Annotated in this window: 15 protein-coding genes; 7 read left to right on the forward strand and 8 right to left on the reverse strand. The window is 71.8% G+C overall.

The features are described from left to right. Positions 1-185 precede the first annotated feature (185 nt). From ACWCPW_RS42495 to ACWCPW_RS42515, 5 genes are all read right to left on the reverse strand, one after another. Positions 186-2,582: a hypothetical protein gene (locus ACWCPW_RS42495; RefSeq protein WP_449766973.1), complete on the reverse strand. Its 2,397-nt coding sequence runs from the start codon at positions 2,580-2,582 to the stop codon at positions 186-188. After that, entirely contained in the window at positions 2,579-3,112 is a 534-nt protein-coding gene (locus ACWCPW_RS42500; RefSeq protein WP_449766974.1) for a GtrA family protein, read from the reverse strand. The genes ACWCPW_RS42495 and ACWCPW_RS42500 overlap by 4 nt, the downstream gene beginning before the upstream one ends. 198 nt (positions 3,113-3,310) lie before the next feature. Further along, positions 3,311-4,513, reverse strand: a complete 1,203-nt coding sequence (locus ACWCPW_RS42505) for a hypothetical protein (protein WP_449766975.1) — start codon at positions 4,511-4,513, stop codon at positions 3,311-3,313. A 56-nt stretch (positions 4,514-4,569) separates the two neighbouring features. Further along, on the reverse strand, positions 4,570-5,085 hold the full coding sequence (locus ACWCPW_RS42510) for a SigE family RNA polymerase sigma factor (protein WP_449766976.1): 516 nt from the start codon (positions 5,083-5,085) through the stop codon (positions 4,570-4,572). Between the two features lie 116 nt (positions 5,086-5,201). Then, complete coding sequence (locus ACWCPW_RS42515) at positions 5,202-6,053, reverse strand: siderophore-interacting protein (protein ID WP_449766977.1); 852 nt, start codon at positions 6,051-6,053, stop codon at positions 5,202-5,204. Between the two features lie 137 nt (positions 6,054-6,190). Between ACWCPW_RS42515 and ACWCPW_RS42520 the strand changes: the two genes are divergently transcribed. The 3 genes from ACWCPW_RS42520 (at position 6,191) to ACWCPW_RS42530 (ending at position 9,454) form a co-directional block, all read left to right on the forward strand. Continuing rightward, on the forward strand, positions 6,191-7,258 hold the full coding sequence (locus ACWCPW_RS42520) for a FecCD family ABC transporter permease (protein ID WP_449766978.1): 1,068 nt from the start codon (positions 6,191-6,193) through the stop codon (positions 7,256-7,258). Then, positions 7,255-8,328: a FecCD family ABC transporter permease gene (locus tag ACWCPW_RS42525; protein WP_449766979.1), complete on the forward strand. Its 1,074-nt coding sequence runs from the start codon at positions 7,255-7,257 to the stop codon at positions 8,326-8,328. Before ACWCPW_RS42520 ends, ACWCPW_RS42525 begins: the two co-directional genes overlap by 4 nt. A 349-nt stretch (positions 8,329-8,677) precedes the next feature. Then, positions 8,678-9,454 (forward strand): ABC transporter ATP-binding protein, encoded by a 777-nt coding sequence (locus ACWCPW_RS42530; protein WP_449766991.1) that lies wholly within the window; start codon positions 8,678-8,680, stop codon positions 9,452-9,454. Positions 9,455-9,592: 138 nt separating this feature from the next. On the opposite strand, the gene ACWCPW_RS42535 is transcribed toward ACWCPW_RS42530, so the two are convergent. Next, entirely contained in the window at positions 9,593-10,939 is a 1,347-nt protein-coding gene (locus ACWCPW_RS42535; protein ID WP_449766980.1) for a salicylate synthase, read from the reverse strand. Between the two features lie 159 nt (positions 10,940-11,098). On the opposite strand from ACWCPW_RS42535, the gene ACWCPW_RS42540 reads away from it, so the two are divergent. From ACWCPW_RS42540 to panD, 4 genes are read left to right on the forward strand one after another with little or no spacing between them, the layout of a single operon-like run. Further along, positions 11,099-12,460 carry a lysine N(6)-hydroxylase/L-ornithine N(5)-oxygenase family protein gene (locus tag ACWCPW_RS42540; protein ID WP_449766981.1) on the forward strand — a complete coding sequence of 454 codons (1,362 nt, stop codon included), beginning with the start codon at positions 11,099-11,101 and terminating at the stop codon, positions 12,458-12,460. A 3-nt stretch (positions 12,461-12,463) separates the two neighbouring features. Next, entirely contained in the window at positions 12,464-13,816 is a 1,353-nt protein-coding gene (gene entS, locus ACWCPW_RS42545) for an enterobactin transporter EntS (protein ID WP_449766982.1), read from the forward strand. A gap of 6 nt (positions 13,817-13,822) precedes the next feature. After that, positions 13,823-14,032 carry an MbtH family protein gene (locus ACWCPW_RS42550; RefSeq protein WP_449766983.1) on the forward strand — a complete coding sequence of 70 codons (210 nt, stop codon included), beginning with the start codon at positions 13,823-13,825 and terminating at the stop codon, positions 14,030-14,032. Positions 14,033-14,045: 13 nt separating this feature from the next. Further along, positions 14,046-14,468, forward strand: coding sequence for an aspartate 1-decarboxylase (panD, locus tag ACWCPW_RS42555; protein ID WP_449766984.1), 423 nt, complete (start codon positions 14,046-14,048; stop codon positions 14,466-14,468). A gap of 88 nt (positions 14,469-14,556) precedes the next feature. Here panD and ACWCPW_RS42560 read toward each other — a convergent pair whose 3' ends face one another. Both ACWCPW_RS42560 and ACWCPW_RS42565 read right to left on the reverse strand, forming a co-directional pair. Then, the gene (locus tag ACWCPW_RS42560; protein ID WP_449766985.1) at positions 14,557-15,651 is read right to left on the reverse strand and encodes an ABC transporter substrate-binding protein; all 1,095 of its coding nucleotides are present in this window, start codon (positions 15,649-15,651) and stop codon (positions 14,557-14,559) included. Between the two features lie 6 nt (positions 15,652-15,657). Continuing rightward, the coding region (locus tag ACWCPW_RS42565) for an alpha/beta fold hydrolase (RefSeq protein ID WP_449766986.1) at positions 15,658-17,592 on the reverse strand (1,935 nt) is incomplete at its 5' end.

Raw genomic sequence — 17,592 nt, forward strand, 5'->3', positions numbered from 1 at the left:
GCCCGGCGCCTCGTCCGCGAGACCCATGACTCGGGTACTCCCTCTGTGGAACCGGACAAACACCCGACCCCCGGAGCTGCCCGGGACCAAGGCGCCGGCACGGCTCCGCACTCCGCAAGCCTTCCCACCACCGCCACCGGCCCCGGCACCGTCCCTGGCCTTGCCACCAGCCCCGGCCCCGGCCATCAGCCCACCGTCGCCTCCCCCGCCCCGTAGTACCCGTCGCCCGCGAACCGCACGAGCAGCGGTTTCCCGGCGAGGTCGGGCGGCACGCGCAGGACGGCGTCGCCTTCTCCGCCGGTCCAGGCCCGGACCGCCTCCCCGCCCTCGTGCACGAGCACCACCTCGACCTCGAACAGCGGTGTCGCGCACGCGTCCCGGAGCGACACGGCGATCGTGTCGGCTGCCCGCTGCATGGCAACCAGTCGGGGCTCACGGTTCCCGCACACGCTGCCGGTGAAATCGCCGACCTCGAAGAGTTCCGCACCGGCGGATCCGCCGGAGGTCCAGCCGACGCCACCTCCCGCGCGCACCACCGGACGGTAGTGGGCGCGGTCGCGCAGTACGGCGAGCAGCAGGTCGCGGTCCCGCCCGGCGACCGTCAACAGCACGTACCCGGCGCCGGAGGCACGCAGTCGGCGGGTGAAGTCCGCCACGTCACGCGGCTCGCCCAGGTTGGCGATCCGTCGTTGCCCGCGTTCACCCAGCATCAGGTTGACGAAGCGCTGGTGGGTGTACTCGGTGAAAGCCACGGTCCGGCCGTCGGGGACCCGATTCATCCCGGCGTAGGACGCCGTGGGCAGGATGCGTTCGTCCCGGTCCGGGTCGCGCATCAGGTCGATGGTCTCGCGGACGTCCGCGCGCCGCGCCGAGGCGCGGTCGCCGATCCAGGTGTTGGTCGGCTGCGTCGCCCACCACATCGAGATCGCCGTCGTCGCGACGAACGCGGCCGCGACCAGTCCGGCCACACACCTTCGCACCGGCTGCGGCACCGACGGCGGCACCGTACGACGGACCCGCGGATCGTGTGGGCCGCCCGGGTCCCGCGCGCCACCCGACCCTCCCGCCACCGCGGTCAGCACCGCCGCCAGGCACACACATCCCACCGCCGGCACGATCAACTGGTAGCGGGCCCACCACGGCGCCGGTGACGCCGACCCGTGCACGACCACCGGGAGCAGCAGTCCCCACAACAGGTCGAAGCGGCGCCCGCGCACGAACAGGGCGATGGCGACGAGCACGACCGGGAGCAGGACGTAGATCCATTGCAACCCGAATCCGCCGGGTTGCTGGTCGTACGTGTAGGCCACGCGTTCGCGGTCGAAGGTCCACGAGTGCCACGTGGCGCGGAGCTTGCTCTCGCCGCGCACGACCCACGCCGTGTTGTGGACGATGATCAGTTCGTCGACGGTGCCCTTCCCGGGGAAGCCGAGCATCGTGAACGGGTGGAAGGGGTTGCCGTACCTGAGCCAGGTGCGGATGTACCAATAGCCGCCCAGCGCCAGTGTGGGCACACCCAGCACGACCGCGTTCGGCAGCGCGATGCGGGCGGTGGCGGCGGCGTGTCCACGCAGCCGGGCGCCGCGGGTGACCGGCGCGGACCCGGGGCCGGGTGCCGACGGGCGCCGCATGGCGCCGACCACACGCCAGGTCTGCACCACGACCAGGACGCCGACCATGGCGGCGGTCAACAGGTTCGAGGACTTGACGCCGATGGCGGTCCCCAGCGCGATCCCGACGATCGGCACCCGGTGACGCAGCCGGCGCGTCGCGTCCTCGCCGCGCCGTAGCGCGTCCACGGCGGCCGGGTGCAGGTCGAGCGTCAGGTGCAGCGCGGTCAGCGTGGTCGCGGCCGTGGCGAAGTCCACGTAGGTGGTGGACGCTTCCAGGAACACCGCGGGAATCGCCAGGATGCCGAGACCGGCGAGTACGGCGTGCGCGCGGCGGGCGCCGGCCGTACGGGCGAGCCCGGCCGTGGCGATCGCGCCCAGGGCGAGGTAGAGCAGTCCGGACGCCCAACCGAGTCGGGTGTCGCCCAGGAACGCGCCGCTGAAGCCGGTGAGCAGCTCCTGGCCTTGCGGGTACACGTCGGCCCACAACACCTGGGGGGTGTGTCCCACATGGCCCTGCTGGAGCCACAGGGCGGGTCCGGGCAGGTGGTACCACAGCCCGTCGTAGTCCAACGGCCCCAGGAACACGGCCAGTGCGGCGCGCCAGCAGTACTGCGCGGCGACCAGCAGCGTCAGTACGACGACCAGCGGATGCCGCGGACACCGCCGTACGCGTGGCCACAACCCGGCGAGGGCCGCGGCGCCGCGGCGTCGGGCCGCGTCGGCGCCGGGCCTTCGGGTGAGCACGACCTCCACCGCGGCCACCGCGACCGCGGCCGGGAACAGCGCGACCGCGTCGAGTCGACGCAGCACACCGCCGACCACCAGGGTCAGGGCGGACAACTGGGCCACGGTCAGCAGCACCCACACCAGCAGCACGTCCACCGATCGGCGCATCCCGCTCGCGCACGCGAGGTGCAGGCAGCCGGCCAGGGTGCACAACAGCGCGATCGCGAGTGCGACGGCGCTCACCTCGCGGTCCCGGACACGTCACGGGCCACCGTCGTCCTCGAAGGGGGCGCCTCCGGGGAGGCGAGTGGCGACGCGACGTATGGCGACGCGCGGAACACCCAGGTTCGGTAGCCCCAGAACCGGAACACCGTCGCCAGGGCCATCCCGATCAGGTTGCCGGAGATGTTGTCCGCGAGCAGGCTGTCGAATCCCAGGACATGGTGCGAGAGCGCCAGGCAGCCGAGTTGGATGGCCAGCCCGCCGATGCTCCAGCCGACGAACAACAGGAACCGCCGTCGCGCGGCGGCGACGTCGTCGTGCTCGTCGGCCGAGGTTCGGTCGCGGTAGGTCCAGCGGTGGTTGCCCAGATAGGCGACCACCGTGGCGGCGCTCAGGGACACCGACTTGGCGGGGAGGGAAGGAACGTCGAGGACCGCCCGCAGGACGTTGAACAGGCCGACGTCGGTCGTGTAGCCGAGGAGACCGACCACGGCGAACCGGAGTACCTCCGGCGCCAGGTGGCGCAGGCGTTTCACTGGTACGAGGAACATGAGACCTTTCTGGTCGTGCCGGCTCGGGTCCGATACGCGTGGCTCGGCGTTTTCGGGCAGCACGAAACGCACCCCGGTGCGGTGTGTCCGCACCGGGGCGACACGGTGGAAACGTCAGGGACTCGGGTGCCCGAAGGGGGCGGTCGGCTCGGGGGATCGAGGGCCCGGGCCGGTGCTCAGGCGGGTCCCGGGGTCAGCTCAGAAGGCATCCCAGCGCGACGAGGCGGCGATCTTCTCGACGAGGCGTTCACGCCCGTCCTCCCGCTCGTCGAGGGGAGGGGGTACGGCCTTCTCGAAGCGGATCCGAAGTCCGTGCGGGCGGTACGCGGTCAGGGACCACGGTACGAATCTGCCGTCCTCGGTCCGGTCGAGGTAGACGACCGCCGAAGTCCCGTCCGACAACGACACGAGTTGGCAGACGCCGCCTTCCGGGCCGCTGCCGAGGCAGCCCGGTTGTTGCTGTTCGCGCGGGCCGGCCTCGACGCTCACGGTCAGCCCCTGGGCTCCGTTGCCGGTGTTCACGACGAACTCCCCCGCGGTCGCGGACCCGTCGACGGACGTCACCTGGACGCCGGCGGGCATCAGCGAGGTCACCAGGCCCGTGACCTGTTGTGCGACGGTGGGGATGGCGGCAAGCACCGGCTTCCAGGCATCGCTGCGGGCCGCGGCGGTGAGCTGTTCGACGCTCAGGACCGGGGCTCCGGCGACATCGCCCGGCGCCAGGTAGCGGCCGCCGAGCCGGACGTCGACGCGTGCCCCGTCGGGCCGGGTGTGCACCACGCGCAACTCCTGTTCGACGTTCTGCTCCGTGCTCGTGGTCCTGCGCACGATCAGCGAGCCGCCGCCCGGCACTTCCGAGCGGGTGCACTCGTCCCGCGCACTCGTCGCGGCGCAGTCCGGGCTGCCCTCGGCCTCGGCGCGACTGCCCGGGAGGGGACGGTCGAGCACCACGGTGAGCGCGGCGGAGCCGCTCTGGTTGGTGTACGTCGCGGAGACGCTCGCCTCGGTCCTGAGCACTCTCGGGGCGTCGGCGTCGAACCGGGTCACCCCGTCGGCGAGTCCGCCACCCGAGGGAACCGCCTTCGCCAGGAAGGGAATCAGGTCGCGCGGTGCGCCGGTCACCCAGGGATCGCCGGTCCGGTCGGCGGGGCCGGACGACGTGTCGAACGTGCCGTCGATGCCGGCCCACCCTCCGACACTCGCCAGGACCAGGACCACGGCGAGTGCCGTCCGGCGCAGCGTTCGGGCCCGCCGACGTTGCCGTCCACGGGCGAGCCCGCGAGCGACGAGGTCGGGGCCGGGACCGGGGAAGGCCTCGACGGCGGCCCGCAGATCCCCAGGCAACTCCCGCTCGTAGCAGGCGAATTCCTCATCACTGAGCGAGTCCTTATGGGTGGGCACGGCCTGCACGTCCTTCCGGTCGCGATCACGGGGTCGAGGGTGGCGCTCGGGTCCGGTCAGCATGTCGGCGCCGCGGCCAGGAGTTCGGTGCCCAGGAGCGCGCGCAACCGGCCCAGCGCGCGCTTGGCGCGCACCGGCACGTTGCCGGGCGCTATGCGCAGGATCTCCGCCGTCTCCTTGACCGCGTAGTCCTCCCAATAGCGCAGCACCAGGACCGCGCGGTCGTCCGGGGCCAGTCGCGCCAGGCCTTCCAGGAGGGTCAGGCGCAGCTCGATGTCGTGGCCGTCGGGGGCGTGCGCGTCCGGGAGTTCCTCGGCGGGATACTCCGACCAGCGTTTGAGTCGCCGGGCGGACAGGAACGTTCTGACCAGCGTCCGGTGCGCGTACGCCATGGGCGCGTCCATCTGGCTCACCCGGTTCCAGCGCGGGAACAACTTCCCGAAGGTCTCCTGGACCAGGTCCTCGGCGATGTGCCAGTCGCCGGTGAGCAGGCAGGCCGTGCGCAACAATTGCGCGCTGCGCGCGTGCGCGAACTCCTCGAAGTCCGCGGCCGCGGCCTTGCTTCCCGACATGGACCCTCCACACGTTGACGTCACACGAGAAACGCCACGACCCCCGGGTTTGCTAACACCTTCGCCGGGAATCTTTTCGGGGCCGGGGTGCACGCGCGGAACACGCCCGCGCGGGATCAGGCGTCGGCGTCCTGGGGTTCGTCCAGCCACTCCTCCACCGTTTTGCCTCGGCGCCAGTAGCCGGCCGCGTGCAGGGTGTCCCGGTCCAGACCGCGTTCGTTGCGCAGATAGCGACGGATGGTGCGCACGGTGAGCGCCTCGCCGGCGACCCAGGCGTGCACGGTGCCGTCCGGCCAGGGGAATTCACAGACCGCGTCGGCCAATTGATCGTCGTCGGGGTCGGTCGCGGTGTCCCGGTGCAGCCATCGGATCCGCACGTCGGTGCCCGGTGCCGCGCTCAGGGGCTGCTCCTCGAAGCGGTCGGCGACCTCGACGAAGACGTGCGCGCGCGTGCCGGGGGTGAGGCGTTCGAGGATCGAGGCCACGGCGGGCAGTGCCGTCTCGTCCCCGGCGATCAGCAACTGGTCTGCGTCGGCGGGCGGGAGCGTACCGACCGCCGGGCCGGCTATCCCGAGCAGGTCGCCGGGTCGGGCCTCGCGGGCCCATTCCACGGCTCGGCCGTCGCCGTGGATCACGAAGTCGATGTCGAGTTCGGGCCCGGCCGGGTCGAAGCGCCGCACGGTGTAGTTGCGCGCGTGCGGCGGCGTCGCGCCGGCGGGATAGACCAGGCCCTCGGGGCCGAATTCCGGCAGCGCCGGTATGCGTTCGCCCTGAGGCGGAAAGAAGAGTTTGACCCGCTCGTCGGCCTGCCTTCCTCCCTCGAACGTGCGCAGCTCGTCTCCGCCGAGCGTCAACCGCAACATTCTCGGCGTCACTTCGGCCGACCGCACGACGGTGGCCAGACACGTGCGAATCGGCGATCGCCCGGTACGGTCACGGGTGTCGCGGGCCTGGTCGTCTCGCGCCATGGGATGCCCCTCGTCGTTTCGGTCCCGAGTGCTCGGCGCCTCGGATCAAAATCGGCTTGCGTGTGCGACGCTCGGCGGTACGACGTCGCAACCGGGCGTACTGGGCAAGTCTTTCAGGTATGCCTTACCTTACTGGGGTGTCTCTCCGGGTCGATTCCCCCGATGCCCCGTCCGCCGTCGCCGCGTCCGACGCCCGGGCCGCACCCGGTCGTTCCTCGCGTGTCGGGCTGCTCGTGATGCTGGGCGTGCTGCTGCTCGGCGCGCTGTTCGCGTCCCTGGCGATCGGCACGCGCAACGTCGCGCCGAGCGAGGTGTTCGCCATGCTCGGCGGCGAACGTACCGGTGACGCCGGGCTGATTCGCGATCTGCGGGTGCCGCGCACGCTCCTGGGGCTCCTGGTCGGCGTCGCGCTGGGGGTGGCCGGCGCCGTCGCCCAGAACGTGACCCGCAACCCGTTGGCCGACCCCGGTCTGATCGGGGTCAGCGCGGGTGCGGCGTTCGCGGTCGCGGCGAGTGTGGGACTGCTCGGACTGACCGGATCGCACAGCTACCTGTGGTTCGCCTTCCTCGGCGCGGCGATCGCGGGCGCGATCGCCTACCTGGTGGGCGGGGCGGGCGTGGGTGGCGCGACACCCGCCAAGCTCGCGCTCGCGGGGGCCGCGGTCAGCGCGCTGTTGGAGGCCGGTACCGGCGCGCTCGTGCTGAGCGACCCCGCCTCGCTGAACCGCTACCGCTCCTGGGCGGTCGGTTCGCTCGCCGGCCGGGACGGCGAAACCACCGTGTTCCTGGTGCCGTTCGTCGTGGTCGGGGTCTGCCTCGCGCTGGGTCTGACCGGTCGGCTCAACGCGCTCGCGCTCGGCGACGAGTTGGCCACCACGCTGGGCACGCGGGCGGGCGGCACCCGGGCGCTGGGCGCGCTCGTGGTCGTCCTGCTGACCGGCACCGCGGTCGCCGCCGCGGGACCGATCGTGTTCGTCGGTCTGGTGGTGCCGCATGTACTGCGGGCCTTCACCGGTCCCGACGCCCGCTGGCTGGTGCCCTGTTCGGGGCTGGCCGGTGCGGTGTTGCTGCTGGTCGCCGACGTGGTCGGGCGGGTGATCGCACGGCCCACGGAGGTGGAGGTCGGCGTGGTCACCGCCTTCCTCGGGGCGCCCTTCCTCATATATCTGGTCAGGCGCGGAAGGATCGGGGAACACGCCGGATGAAGACTGCCGATCCCGCACCGCGCGTGATGCGCTGGGAGCGCGGGCCCCTGGGGTTCGCCGTGCGCCCGCGTACGCTCGCCGCCGCCGTCGGCCTGACGGCGCTCGTCTTCGTCGGCCTGATCGCGTCGCTGGCGCTGGGCGACTATCACCTGCCGTGGCGCGACGTGGTCACCGGGCTGTTCGGCGCGGGTCCCGCCGACGCCGAGTTGGTCGTGCACGAACTCCGGCTCCCGCGGGCCCTGGTGGGAGTGCTGGTCGGATTCGCACTCGGCATGGCCGGGGCGGTCTTCCAGGCCGTGACCCGCAATCCGCTGGCCGGGCCGGACCTGATCGGGATCACGGCCGGCGCCGGGGCCGGCGCGGTGCTGGCGATCCTGCTGGGCGGTGTGAGCACCACGCAGTCCACGACCTACGGCGCGGTGCCCTTCGGCGCCCTGGTCGGCGCGCTCGCGACGGCCGCCGCCATCTATCTGTTGGCGTTTCGCGGCGGCACCATCTCCGGGTACGGCTTCGTGCTCGTGGGCATCGCGGTCAACGGCATGCTCGCGGCGCTCACCCGCTGGATGCTCGCGCGCGTCGACGTCAACACCGCGACCCGGGCCACCTCGTGGCTGACCGGCAGCCTGGACGGGCGCGAGTACACCCACGTGCGCTGGCTGGGCTGCGCGCTCGTGGTGCTGGTGCCGGCGACGATCGCGCTCGCGCGGCCGTACCGCATGCTCCAGTTCGACGACGACACCGCCGCGAGCCTGGGCATGCCGGTCACCCGCTCGCGGATCGCGCTGCTCGTGCTGGCGACCGGATTGACGGCGGCGGCCACCGCGTGCGCGGGACCGGTGGTCTTCGTCGCGCTCGCCGCCCCGCAGATCGCCCGCAGACTGGCCGGCACCCCCGGGCTGCCCCTGGTGGTCAGCGGTCTCGTCGGCGCGGCCCTGGTGGTCGTGGCGGACGTGGTGGCCCGCACCGCGTTCACCAACGAACTCCCGGTCGGCATCGTCACCGGTGCCGTCGGGGCGCCGTACCTGCTGTGGTTGCTCGCCCGGAACAACCGGGCCGGAAAGGGAGGCTGACGTGGGTTCCGCGCCGGAGCAGACGAAGCAGACGAAGCAGACGGATCGCCCGGACGACCCGGAGGCGACCGAGCCGAGGGAACTCGCCGGACCGGCCAAATCGGCTGGATCGGTCGGATCGGCCAAATCGACCGGACCGGTCGGACCGGCCGGACCGGTCGAGCCGTCCACGCCGATCGAACCGACCGGACGGCCCGGCCCGGCCGAACGGGCCGAGCACCTCGAACAGATTGGGCACACGACGCAGCACACCGAACCGGCCACGACGGAAAGCGCGCCGCACGCCACCCCTCCCTCCACTCCGCCCGAGAACGCGTCCGGCGTCCCCGGGGCAATCGCGGCCCCCGGAATGACCACCGAACGCATCACCCTCGGCTACGGCGAACGCGTCGTGGCCCGGGACCTGGACCTCGACATCCCCGCCGGCCGGGTCACCGCCCTGGTCGGGCCGAACGCGTGCGGGAAGTCGACCGCTCTGCGCGCCCTCGCCCGGTTGCTGAAACCGCGTCAGGGCACCGTCCTCCTCGACGGCGAGAGCGTTTCCCGGTTGTCCGGGCGGGACTTCGCCCAACGGCTCGCGCTGTTGCCACAGTCCCCGACCGCCCCCGAAGGCATCACCGTGCGTGATCTGGTCGCGCGCGGTCGCACCCCGTACCAGCGGTGGTGGCGGCAGTGGTCCTCCTCCGACGACGCCGTCGTGGACGCGGCGCTCAAGGCCACCGGCGTGGACGCACTGGCCGGCCGGGGCATCGACGAGCTCTCCGGCGGACAGCGCCAACGGGTCTGGATCGCGATGGCGTTGGCGCAGGACACCCCCGTACTGCTGCTGGACGAACCGACCACCTACCTCGACCTGGCCTATCAGGTCGACGTGTTGGAGCTGGTGGCCGAACTGGGCCGGGCCGAGTGCCGGACCGTGGTGATGGTCATCCACGAACTCAACCACGCGTGCCGGTACGCCGATCACCTGATCGCGATGCGCGACGGCCGGGTGGTCGCGGCCGGGCCGCCCGCCGAGGTGGTCACGCCGGAGCTGGTGCGCGAAGTGTTCGACCTGCGCGCGGCGGTGATCGAGTGCCCCATCGCGGGCACCCCGCTGGTGATCCCGGTCGGCGGCCGTCGATAGGGCCGCGCCGAACAAGACCTCGTCGACCGGCCCGTCCACGCGCCCACCCGGCGGCACACCGTGCCCGCCCTTCGCGCCGCACGGCATCCCCGGCGGCGCGAAGGCGCATCCGTCGCACCTGTCGAAGACGCCCGTCGCTCAGTGCGCCGGCACCAGATAGCCGGCCACCGAGCGCAACTTCTCGCATGTCTCCTCGAACTCGCGCCCGGGCTCCGACTGTTCCACGATGCCCGCGCCCGCCTGGAGCCACGTCCTGCCGTCGCGCCGGAAGAGCGTGCGCAACACCAGGGCCGCGTCCAGCGTTCCGTCGTGGTCCATGGTCAACACCGCGCCGCTGTACAGCCCGCGCGGGTCCCTCTCGTGTCGCCGTATCGCGCGGTACGCCGCCGGTTTGGGCACGCCCGACGCGGTGACCGCGGGGAACAGCGCGGCGAACGCGTCCCACGAGCCGACGCCGGGCGCGAGCCGGCCCACCAGTGACGACGCCAGGTGCTGCACGCTGCCGCGCGGCTTGACCGACATGTAGTCGGTGACCATCACCGTGCCCGGGTCGCACAGCGGTACCAGTTCGTCGTAGGCGACCTTGACCGAGATGGCGTGCTCGTAGATCTCCTTGGCGTCGCTGAGCAGTTCGTCGCGTCGCGACCGGTCGGCCGCCGCACCGCCGCCGAGTGCGCGGGTTCCGGCGAGCGGCTGGGTACCGACATTGCGATCGGCGTCCACGGACACCACGATCTCGGGGCTGAAGCCGGTCGCGCACATGCCGCCCAGGTCGAGCAGGAACGAGCGGGTGGGCGTGTTTCCGCGCCGCCCGGCGAGGTAGGTGCCGACCATGTCCACCGGCGTGGGCACCTCGACCGTCCGGGACAGGATGACCTTGCGCAGCAGCCGTGCGCGGATCTCGTCCACCGCCGCGCCGACCGCCGAGCGGTACTCGCCGGCGCCGCCCGCCGCGACGTCGAAGGCCACCGGATCCTTGCGCGGAGCCGGTCGATACGCGGTCAACAGCGCCACGACCGCCGCTAGTTCCTCGGCGTCGACGGCTCGTATCCGGGCCCGTCCCGGGCTCAGGCGTACTTCGACGCGCGGAACGAACAGGTGCAACAACGGTTCTTCACCGACCAGTTCCGGCATTCCGGCCTGAAGGTAGGCGAACTCGAACCCGGCCCAACCGTACGCCCGCCACCGTGACACCGGGGATTCGCGCAGGAATTCGTCGACCACCGGCAGCGGCGAGTCGACCCACGACCGCACCTCGTCACCGCCGCCACCGCCACCGCCACCGCCACCGCCACTACAGCGGACCTCGTGTTTGGTCACCACGACCTCGACGAGCGCTCCCAGGCCCACGCACCATTCGTCGTCCCGCTCGTAGACCACATGCGCACGGCCGCCCACGATGCTCGACGACGCCTCGGCCAAAGCCGCGGCCAGGTCCAAAGGATCCTCGGACAAAGGGAGTTCCCGCTCGACGTAGTCGGACACGACAGCCTCCGCGATTCGGCACAGTGACAGGTTAGGCAAGGCTAACCTATTGATCTACAGCCCTGGTCACATCGCGCGAGGTTAGGTTAGCCTCCCCTACTGAAAGGCAATAGTGCTTCGTGTGCCCTTCGAGGCCACCACTCAGAAGGGAAACGCTCGTTGACCTCCTCTCGGCACGACGGAAAGACCACTCACGACCTCATCGGGGTCGGATTCGGGCCTTCGAACCTGGCGCTCGCCGTCGCGATCGAGGAACACAACGCGCGCACCTCGTCGGACCACCGCGTGGACGCCCTGTTCCTGGAGAAACAGCCCACCTTCGGCTGGCATCGCGGCATGCTCGTGGACGGCGCGACGATGCAGGTCTCTTTCCTCAAGGACCTTGCCACGATGCGCAATCCGACCAGTGACTTCAGCTTCGTCAACTATCTTCACTCGATCGACCGACTCGTCGATTTCGTCAACCACAAGGTGTTCTTCCCGCTCCGGGCCGAGTTCCACGGATACCTCGAATGGGCCGCCGCCCGGGTGGCCCACCATGTGCGGTACGACGCCGAGGTGTTGGCCATCGAACCCGTTCTCACCGACGGCCGGATCACCGCGTTCGACGTCGCCGTGGCGGGTGATCCCACCACCCACCGCGCCCGCAACGTCGTGCTCGCACCGGGCCTGATGCCGCACCTGCCCGAGGGAGTCGAGGCCTCCGCCCGGGTCTGGCACAACTCCCGACTCGTGCCCAACGTCACCGCCACCGACCCGACGACCGTGCGCACCGCGGTGGTCGTCGGCGCCGGACAAAGCGCCGCCGAGACCGCGGACTACCTCCACCGACGCTTCCCCGACGCCGAGGTGCACGCGGTCTTCAGCCGCTACGGCTACTCCCCCGCCGACGACAGCCCGTTCGCCAACCGGATCTTCGACCCCGCGGCCGTCGACCACTACTTCGAGGCGCCCGAGCAGGTCAAACGACAACTGACGGAGTATCACCGGAACACGAACTACTCGGTCGTGGACGGCGATCTGATCGAGGAGTTGTACCGGCGGGTCTACGAGGAGCGCGTCCAGGGCCGGCAGCGCCTGTACATCCGGCACGCCTCCCGGGTCGTCGACCTGCGGGACGACCCCGAAGCGGCGCACGTGGACGTCGAGTTCCTGCCCACTGGCAAGACCGAGACACTGCGCGCCGACGTGGTCGTGTACGCCACGGGGTACCGCCCCGGCGACGGACTCGCCCTCTTCGGCGACACCGCCCGGGCCTGCGTGCGCGACGAGTACGGACGCCCCCGCCTGGGCCGCGACTACCGGGTGGTCACCGAACCCCCGCTCAGCGCCGGGATCTACCTCCAGGGCGGCACCGAGCACACCCACGGCATCGGCTCCACCCTGCTGTCCAACATCGCGGTCCGCGCCGGTGAGATCCTCACCTCGATCAACGACCGCTCCGGCCCGGACCCCATCACCGCGACCGGGAAATCGACCGCGATCGCGAACGGCCTGATCCCCACCTCCCGGCAGGGTTGATCGGTGCGCCTGGGCGACATCGCGGTCGACATCACACCCCTGCGGGCCAATCGCGAGTTCCGGCTGCTGTTCACCGCCACGGCGCTGTCCATGCTCGGGACCGCGCTGACCTCGGTCGCCGCGAGCATCCAGGTCTACGACCTGGGCGAGTCCTCGCTGCACGTGGGGCTGGTCAACCTGGTGATCGGCGTCAGCCTGTGCGTGGGCCTGCTGGCCGGCGGCGTCCTGGCCGACCGCAGCGACCGGCGCCGGCTCATCCTGTCCACCCGCGCCGGCTCCGCGGTCGTCGTACTCGCGCTGGCCGGCAACGCGCTCGCACCCGAGCCCCAACTGTGGTTCGTCTACCTCGCGGCCATCGCCGCCGGCATCGCCGGCGGTCTGGGCGCACCCGCCCTGATGGCCGTCACACCGGCCCTCGCCGGACGCGAACACCTCGCTGCGGCCGGGGCGTTGCTCACCCTGACCACCCAGTTCGGCGCGATGGTGGGCCCCAGCCTGGCAGGCCTGATCGCCGCCGGCCCGGGCGTCGCGGTGTGCTACCTGATCGACGCGGCCGGGTTCGTGGTCGGCGCGGCCCTGCTGTGGCGACTGCCGCACCTGCACCCCGAACCCGACGAGGACGCCGACGCCGACACCGCGACCACGCAGCACCCGGTGCAGGCCATCCTGGACGGTCTGCGACACGTACGCGCGAACAGGATCATCCGCGGGCTGATGCTCGTGGACCTGGCGGCCGTGGTCCTGGCGATGCCGTACGCCCTGTTTCCCGAGATGGGACACGAGGTCTTCGACGGCGGACCCACCGCGGTCGGTCTGCTCTACACCGCCCCCGCCGTGGGTGCCTTCCTCGGCGCCCTGGCCGGCGGTTGGATCGCGCGGGTGCGACGCCCCGGGGTGACCCTGATCGCGGTGGCCGCACTGTGGGGCGCGGCGATCGCCGCCTTCGGCCTGACCCGGCACCTGTGGCTCGGGCTGCTCGTCCTGGCCCTGGCCGGTGGCGCCGACACCATCTCCGAGATCCTGCGCCGCACCCTCCTGCAGCAGTACACGCCCGACCGGCTCCAGGGCCGGGTGGGCAGCCTGTGGCTGGCCCAGGCCACCGCGGGACCGGCCACCGGCAACGCGCTCTCCGGCGGCGTCGCCCGCCTGATCGGCCCCGGCGCAACCCTCGTGGCCGGCGGCCTGGCCTGTGTCGCCGCGGTCCTCGCGGTCGCCACCGCGCTGCCCGCGCTGCGGGCCGCGAAACCAACCTCCGCGCCGGCCGCGGAGGCGGCGGCCTCGACCGACCCCGCCGCGGCCGACGACCCCTCTCCCGGCGCCACACCGCCGACGACACCGACGACCACGAAAGGCTGACCCGCCGTGACGAACCCCTTCGACGACGACTCCGGGACGTTCCTGGCCCTGCTCAACGACGAGGGCCAGTACTCCTTGTGGCCCGCGTTCCTGAACGCGCCCGACGGTTGGCACACCGCATACGGACCCGCCGCACGGGCACGGTGCCTGGAGCACATCGAGACCAATTGGACCGACATGCGGCCGCGTTCCCTCGTGGCCGCCACCGAGAACTGAGCGGAGAGCACCGGTGCTGCGCACGCTGCTGAGTGGCAAGATCCATCGGGCCCGGGTGACACAGGCCGACCTGCACTACGTCGGATCGCTGACGGTCGACGAGGACCTGCTCGACGCGGCCGGCATCACCGAGGGCGAGGTCGTCCAGGTCGTCGACATCGACACCGGGGCGCGCCTGACCACGTACGCGATCCCCGGTCCGCGCGGCAGCGGGGTGATCGGCGCCAACGGGGCCGCCGCGCGGCTGATCCACCCGGGCGACCTGGTCATCGTGATGGCGTTCGCGCTCCTGGACGAGGCCGAACTGGCCGCGCACCGCCCGCGTGTGGTGCACGTCGACGCGGACAACCGCATCGTGGCGCTGGGCACCGACCCGGCCGAGCCGGTCCCCGGCATGCCGGGACAGATCGCCGGCACCACGGTCGCCGTACTCTGAGCCGGTCGAACGACCGAACGATCGAGCCCCCGACTCCCTTGCGAATCAATGGAGTCGGGGGCTCTTCCAGTCCGACCGGTGCCGGCGCTCAGCCCTTCGCGGCCTGGGCGGCGACGTCCACGCGCGGCATGATCTTGTCGATCACGTACTCCACGGCGAGCGGGGTCGGCGCACGCAGGGCCCAGAAGTCGTTGGAGTCCAGCGGGACGTACGAACCGCGCTTGACCACGTTCAGCTTGGCGAACTGCGGGTTGCCCTCGATCGCCTTCTTCAGCGCGTCGTCCGCGTTGTAGTTGCTCAGCAGCACGCCCACTTCGAGCACGTCGAGCCGCTCCATGCTCAACTCGGCTGCGAATCCGGCCCCGGGCAGACCGGCGATGGCGTCCGGGAAGGTCATCCCGAACCCGGCGAGCAGCTTCACCGAGGTATCCGACTTGTCCTTGAGCACCGCGACCGTGCCCGCGTTCTGCGCGTTGGTCAGCGCGAAGGACTTGCCCTTGATCGCGGGATGGCTCGTGGCGACGCCGGCGACCTTGGCCTCCAGGTCCGTCACCAGCTTCTCGGCCTCGGTGGACTTGCCCAGTGCCTTGCCGACCTGCCGGGTCACCTGCTGCCAACTGTCCTGCGAGGGGCCGGTCTCGAACGCCGTGGTCGGCGCGATCTTGCTGAGCTTCTCGTACTCCTGCTCGACCCAGTAGTCGGTGTTGGCCAGGATCAGGTCGGGCTGTAGCGCGAGTACCTTCTCCAACGGGGCGCCGTTCTCGCCCATCGTGATGATCTGTGGCTTGTCGCCGGCCAGCTTGGGCTTGGCCCACGGTGCCACCCCGTCCGGCGGGGTCGTCTCGACCATGCCGGCGAGCTTGGTCGCCAGCGCGAGCGCGGCGTCCTGATCCCCCTCGCCCAGCGCGACGATGCGCTTCGGCGCCTTCTTGATCGTGGTGGTACCCAGCTTGTGGGTGATCGTGATCGGGTACGTCGGCGCCGCCGCGCCACCCGTCCCGGGAGAGGCCGCCGCCGGACCGGAGGCGGGCGGGGCGCCGGAGGCATCCTGCTTGTCGTCGTCGCCACAGGCAGCGAGGCCGAACACGAGTGCCACGGCTATCCCGGCCGCGGCGAGGCGGCCGGTGCCGGTGCGGCGGGTGGCGGTGCGGCGGACGAAGGGCGGCGCTGCGATTCTTCGCATGATGCTTCAGTGCCTCTCTGGGTGTGTCGCGTCCGACCGTCGGCGTACGAGTGGGCCCCACTGGTCCACCGCGGCCGAGGTCAGCAGATCGTCGTGCTCGTGGTCGACGACGTGCTCGTCGACCACGCCGAGAACATGGGCCGTCCAGGCCTCCCGGCCGGTCCGCGCGAGGTTCTCGCGCGCCGCGACGCACAACACGTCGCCGCGGAAGGCCGGGTAGGGGTCGGCGGGCGCGAGGGGTTCGTAGGCGACCCGAGTCCGGAGCAGGGCCGCCACCACCTCCTCGCCCAGCGCGCCGGCCAGGTCCACCTCGGCCGGCGTCGCGCGCAGCAGATGCGCCCGCGCGGCCTCCTCGTCGAACCCGCCGTCCGGGCCCGCCTCGTCGGCGTGCGCGCGCGGCACCGGCGGTTCGGCGTCGACGAGCACCAGCAGGTCCACCCGTTCACCCGCGCGCTGGAGTTCGGCGGCCAGCGCGAAGGCGAGCTCGCCACCGAAGGACCAGCCCAGCAGGTGGTACGGACCCTGCGGCTGGAGCGTGCGCACGGCGCGCAGGTGCTCCGCGACCACGTCCTCGAACCGGGTCGGCGCCGCGGCACCCGACAACATCGGGGCCTGGAGCCCGTACACCGGTCGGTCGTTCGCCACGTGCGCGAGCAACGTCGTGTACGGCCAGGCGAACCCGAATCCGGCGTGGACGCAGAACAAGGGCGCGAGGTCGCCGTCGGGCCGCAACGCCAGCAGGGGCGCGGTCAACTCGTCCGTGCCGGTGCTCCCGCGCAGCCGCTCCGCCAGGTCGGCGACCGTCGGCGCGGTCAACACCGACGCCACGGTGACCGTGTCCGGGTCGGCCACGATACCGGCGGCGCGGATCGCGCCGACCAGGCGGACCGCGAGCAGCGAATGCCCGCCCAGGGTGAAGAAGTTGTCGTCGATGCCCACCCGGGGCAGTTCCAGGGTGTCCGCGAACACCCGGCACATCACGGCCTCGAACGCGTCCCGCGGCCCTCGCGCGGTGACCGCCGCCGCGAAGTCCGGTTCGGGCAGTGCGGCCCGATCGAGCTTCCCGTTGACGGTCAACGGCAGCACGTCCAGCGGCACGAACGCGCCGGGGACCATGTAGTCGGGCAGCCGCGCCGCCGACCAGGCGCGCAGCGTGCGCGGATCGGCCGCGCCGACCACATAGGCGGTCAGCCGGGTCCCGTCCGCGTTCGGCACCACCGCGGAACGCAGCACGTCGGGATGGGTGTCCAACACGCTTTGGATCTCGGCGGGTTCGATGCGGTGGCCGCGGATCTTGATCTGGTCGTCGGTGCGGCCGAGGTAGTCGATGATGCCGTCCGGGCGCCGCCGCGCGAGGTCGCCGGTGCGGTAGAGGCGGCTGCCGGGCGGCCCGTACGGATTCGCCACGAACCGCGCGGCGGTCGGACCGGGACTGTCGAGATAGCCGCGCGCCAGGCCGATGCCGGTGACGTACAACTCGCCGGGCACGCCCACCGGTACCGGTTGGAGGTTGGCGTCGAGGATGTGGGTGGCGGTGTTGAGGATCGGTCGCCCGATCGCGGGCGTGGCGCTGTCCTCGGTGCCGGCGCCGAGCGTGTTGATCGTGTACTCGGTCGGCCCGTACAGGTTGTAGCCCAGCACACCCTCGGTGTCGCGCAGCCGATTCCACACCGCGTCCGAAACAGCCTCGCCGCCCAGCAACACCAGGCACGGCCGATGCCCGCCGCGCGCCGGGTCGTCGTCGAGTAGGCCGAGGTCCAGGAGGTGTTGGGCGTAGGTGGGGGTGACGTTGACCACGTCGATCCGGTGCCGGTCCACGTACCGCGTCAGCGCGTGCGCGTCACGCCGCAACTCCTCGTCGCACACATGCACTTCGTGACCCTCGACCAGCCACAGGAGTTCCTCCCACGACATGTCGAACGCGAACGACACCGTGTGCGC

Source organism: Embleya sp. NPDC001921, assembly GCF_053594475.1.

What these genes read in the sequence shown, in the direction of transcription:
- ACWCPW_RS42500 (WP_449766974.1), bottom strand. Translation starts at nt 3,112, where the DNA reads ATGTTCCTCGTACCAGTGAAACGCCTGCGCCACCTGGCGCCGGAGGTA.
- ACWCPW_RS42510 (WP_449766976.1), bottom strand. Translation starts at nt 5,085, where the DNA reads ATGTCGGGAAGCAAGGCCGCGGCCGCGGACTTCGAGGAGTTCGCGCAC.
- ACWCPW_RS42515 (WP_449766977.1), bottom strand. Translation starts at nt 6,053, where the DNA reads ATGGCGCGAGACGACCAGGCCCGCGACACCCGTGACCGTACCGGGCGA.
- ACWCPW_RS42525 (WP_449766979.1), top strand. Translation starts at nt 7,255, where the DNA reads ATGAAGACTGCCGATCCCGCACCGCGCGTGATGCGCTGGGAGCGCGGG.
- ACWCPW_RS42530 (WP_449766991.1), top strand. Translation starts at nt 8,678, where the DNA reads ATGACCACCGAACGCATCACCCTCGGCTACGGCGAACGCGTCGTGGCC.
- ACWCPW_RS42560 (WP_449766985.1), bottom strand. Translation starts at nt 15,651, where the DNA reads ATGCGAAGAATCGCAGCGCCGCCCTTCGTCCGCCGCACCGCCACCCGC.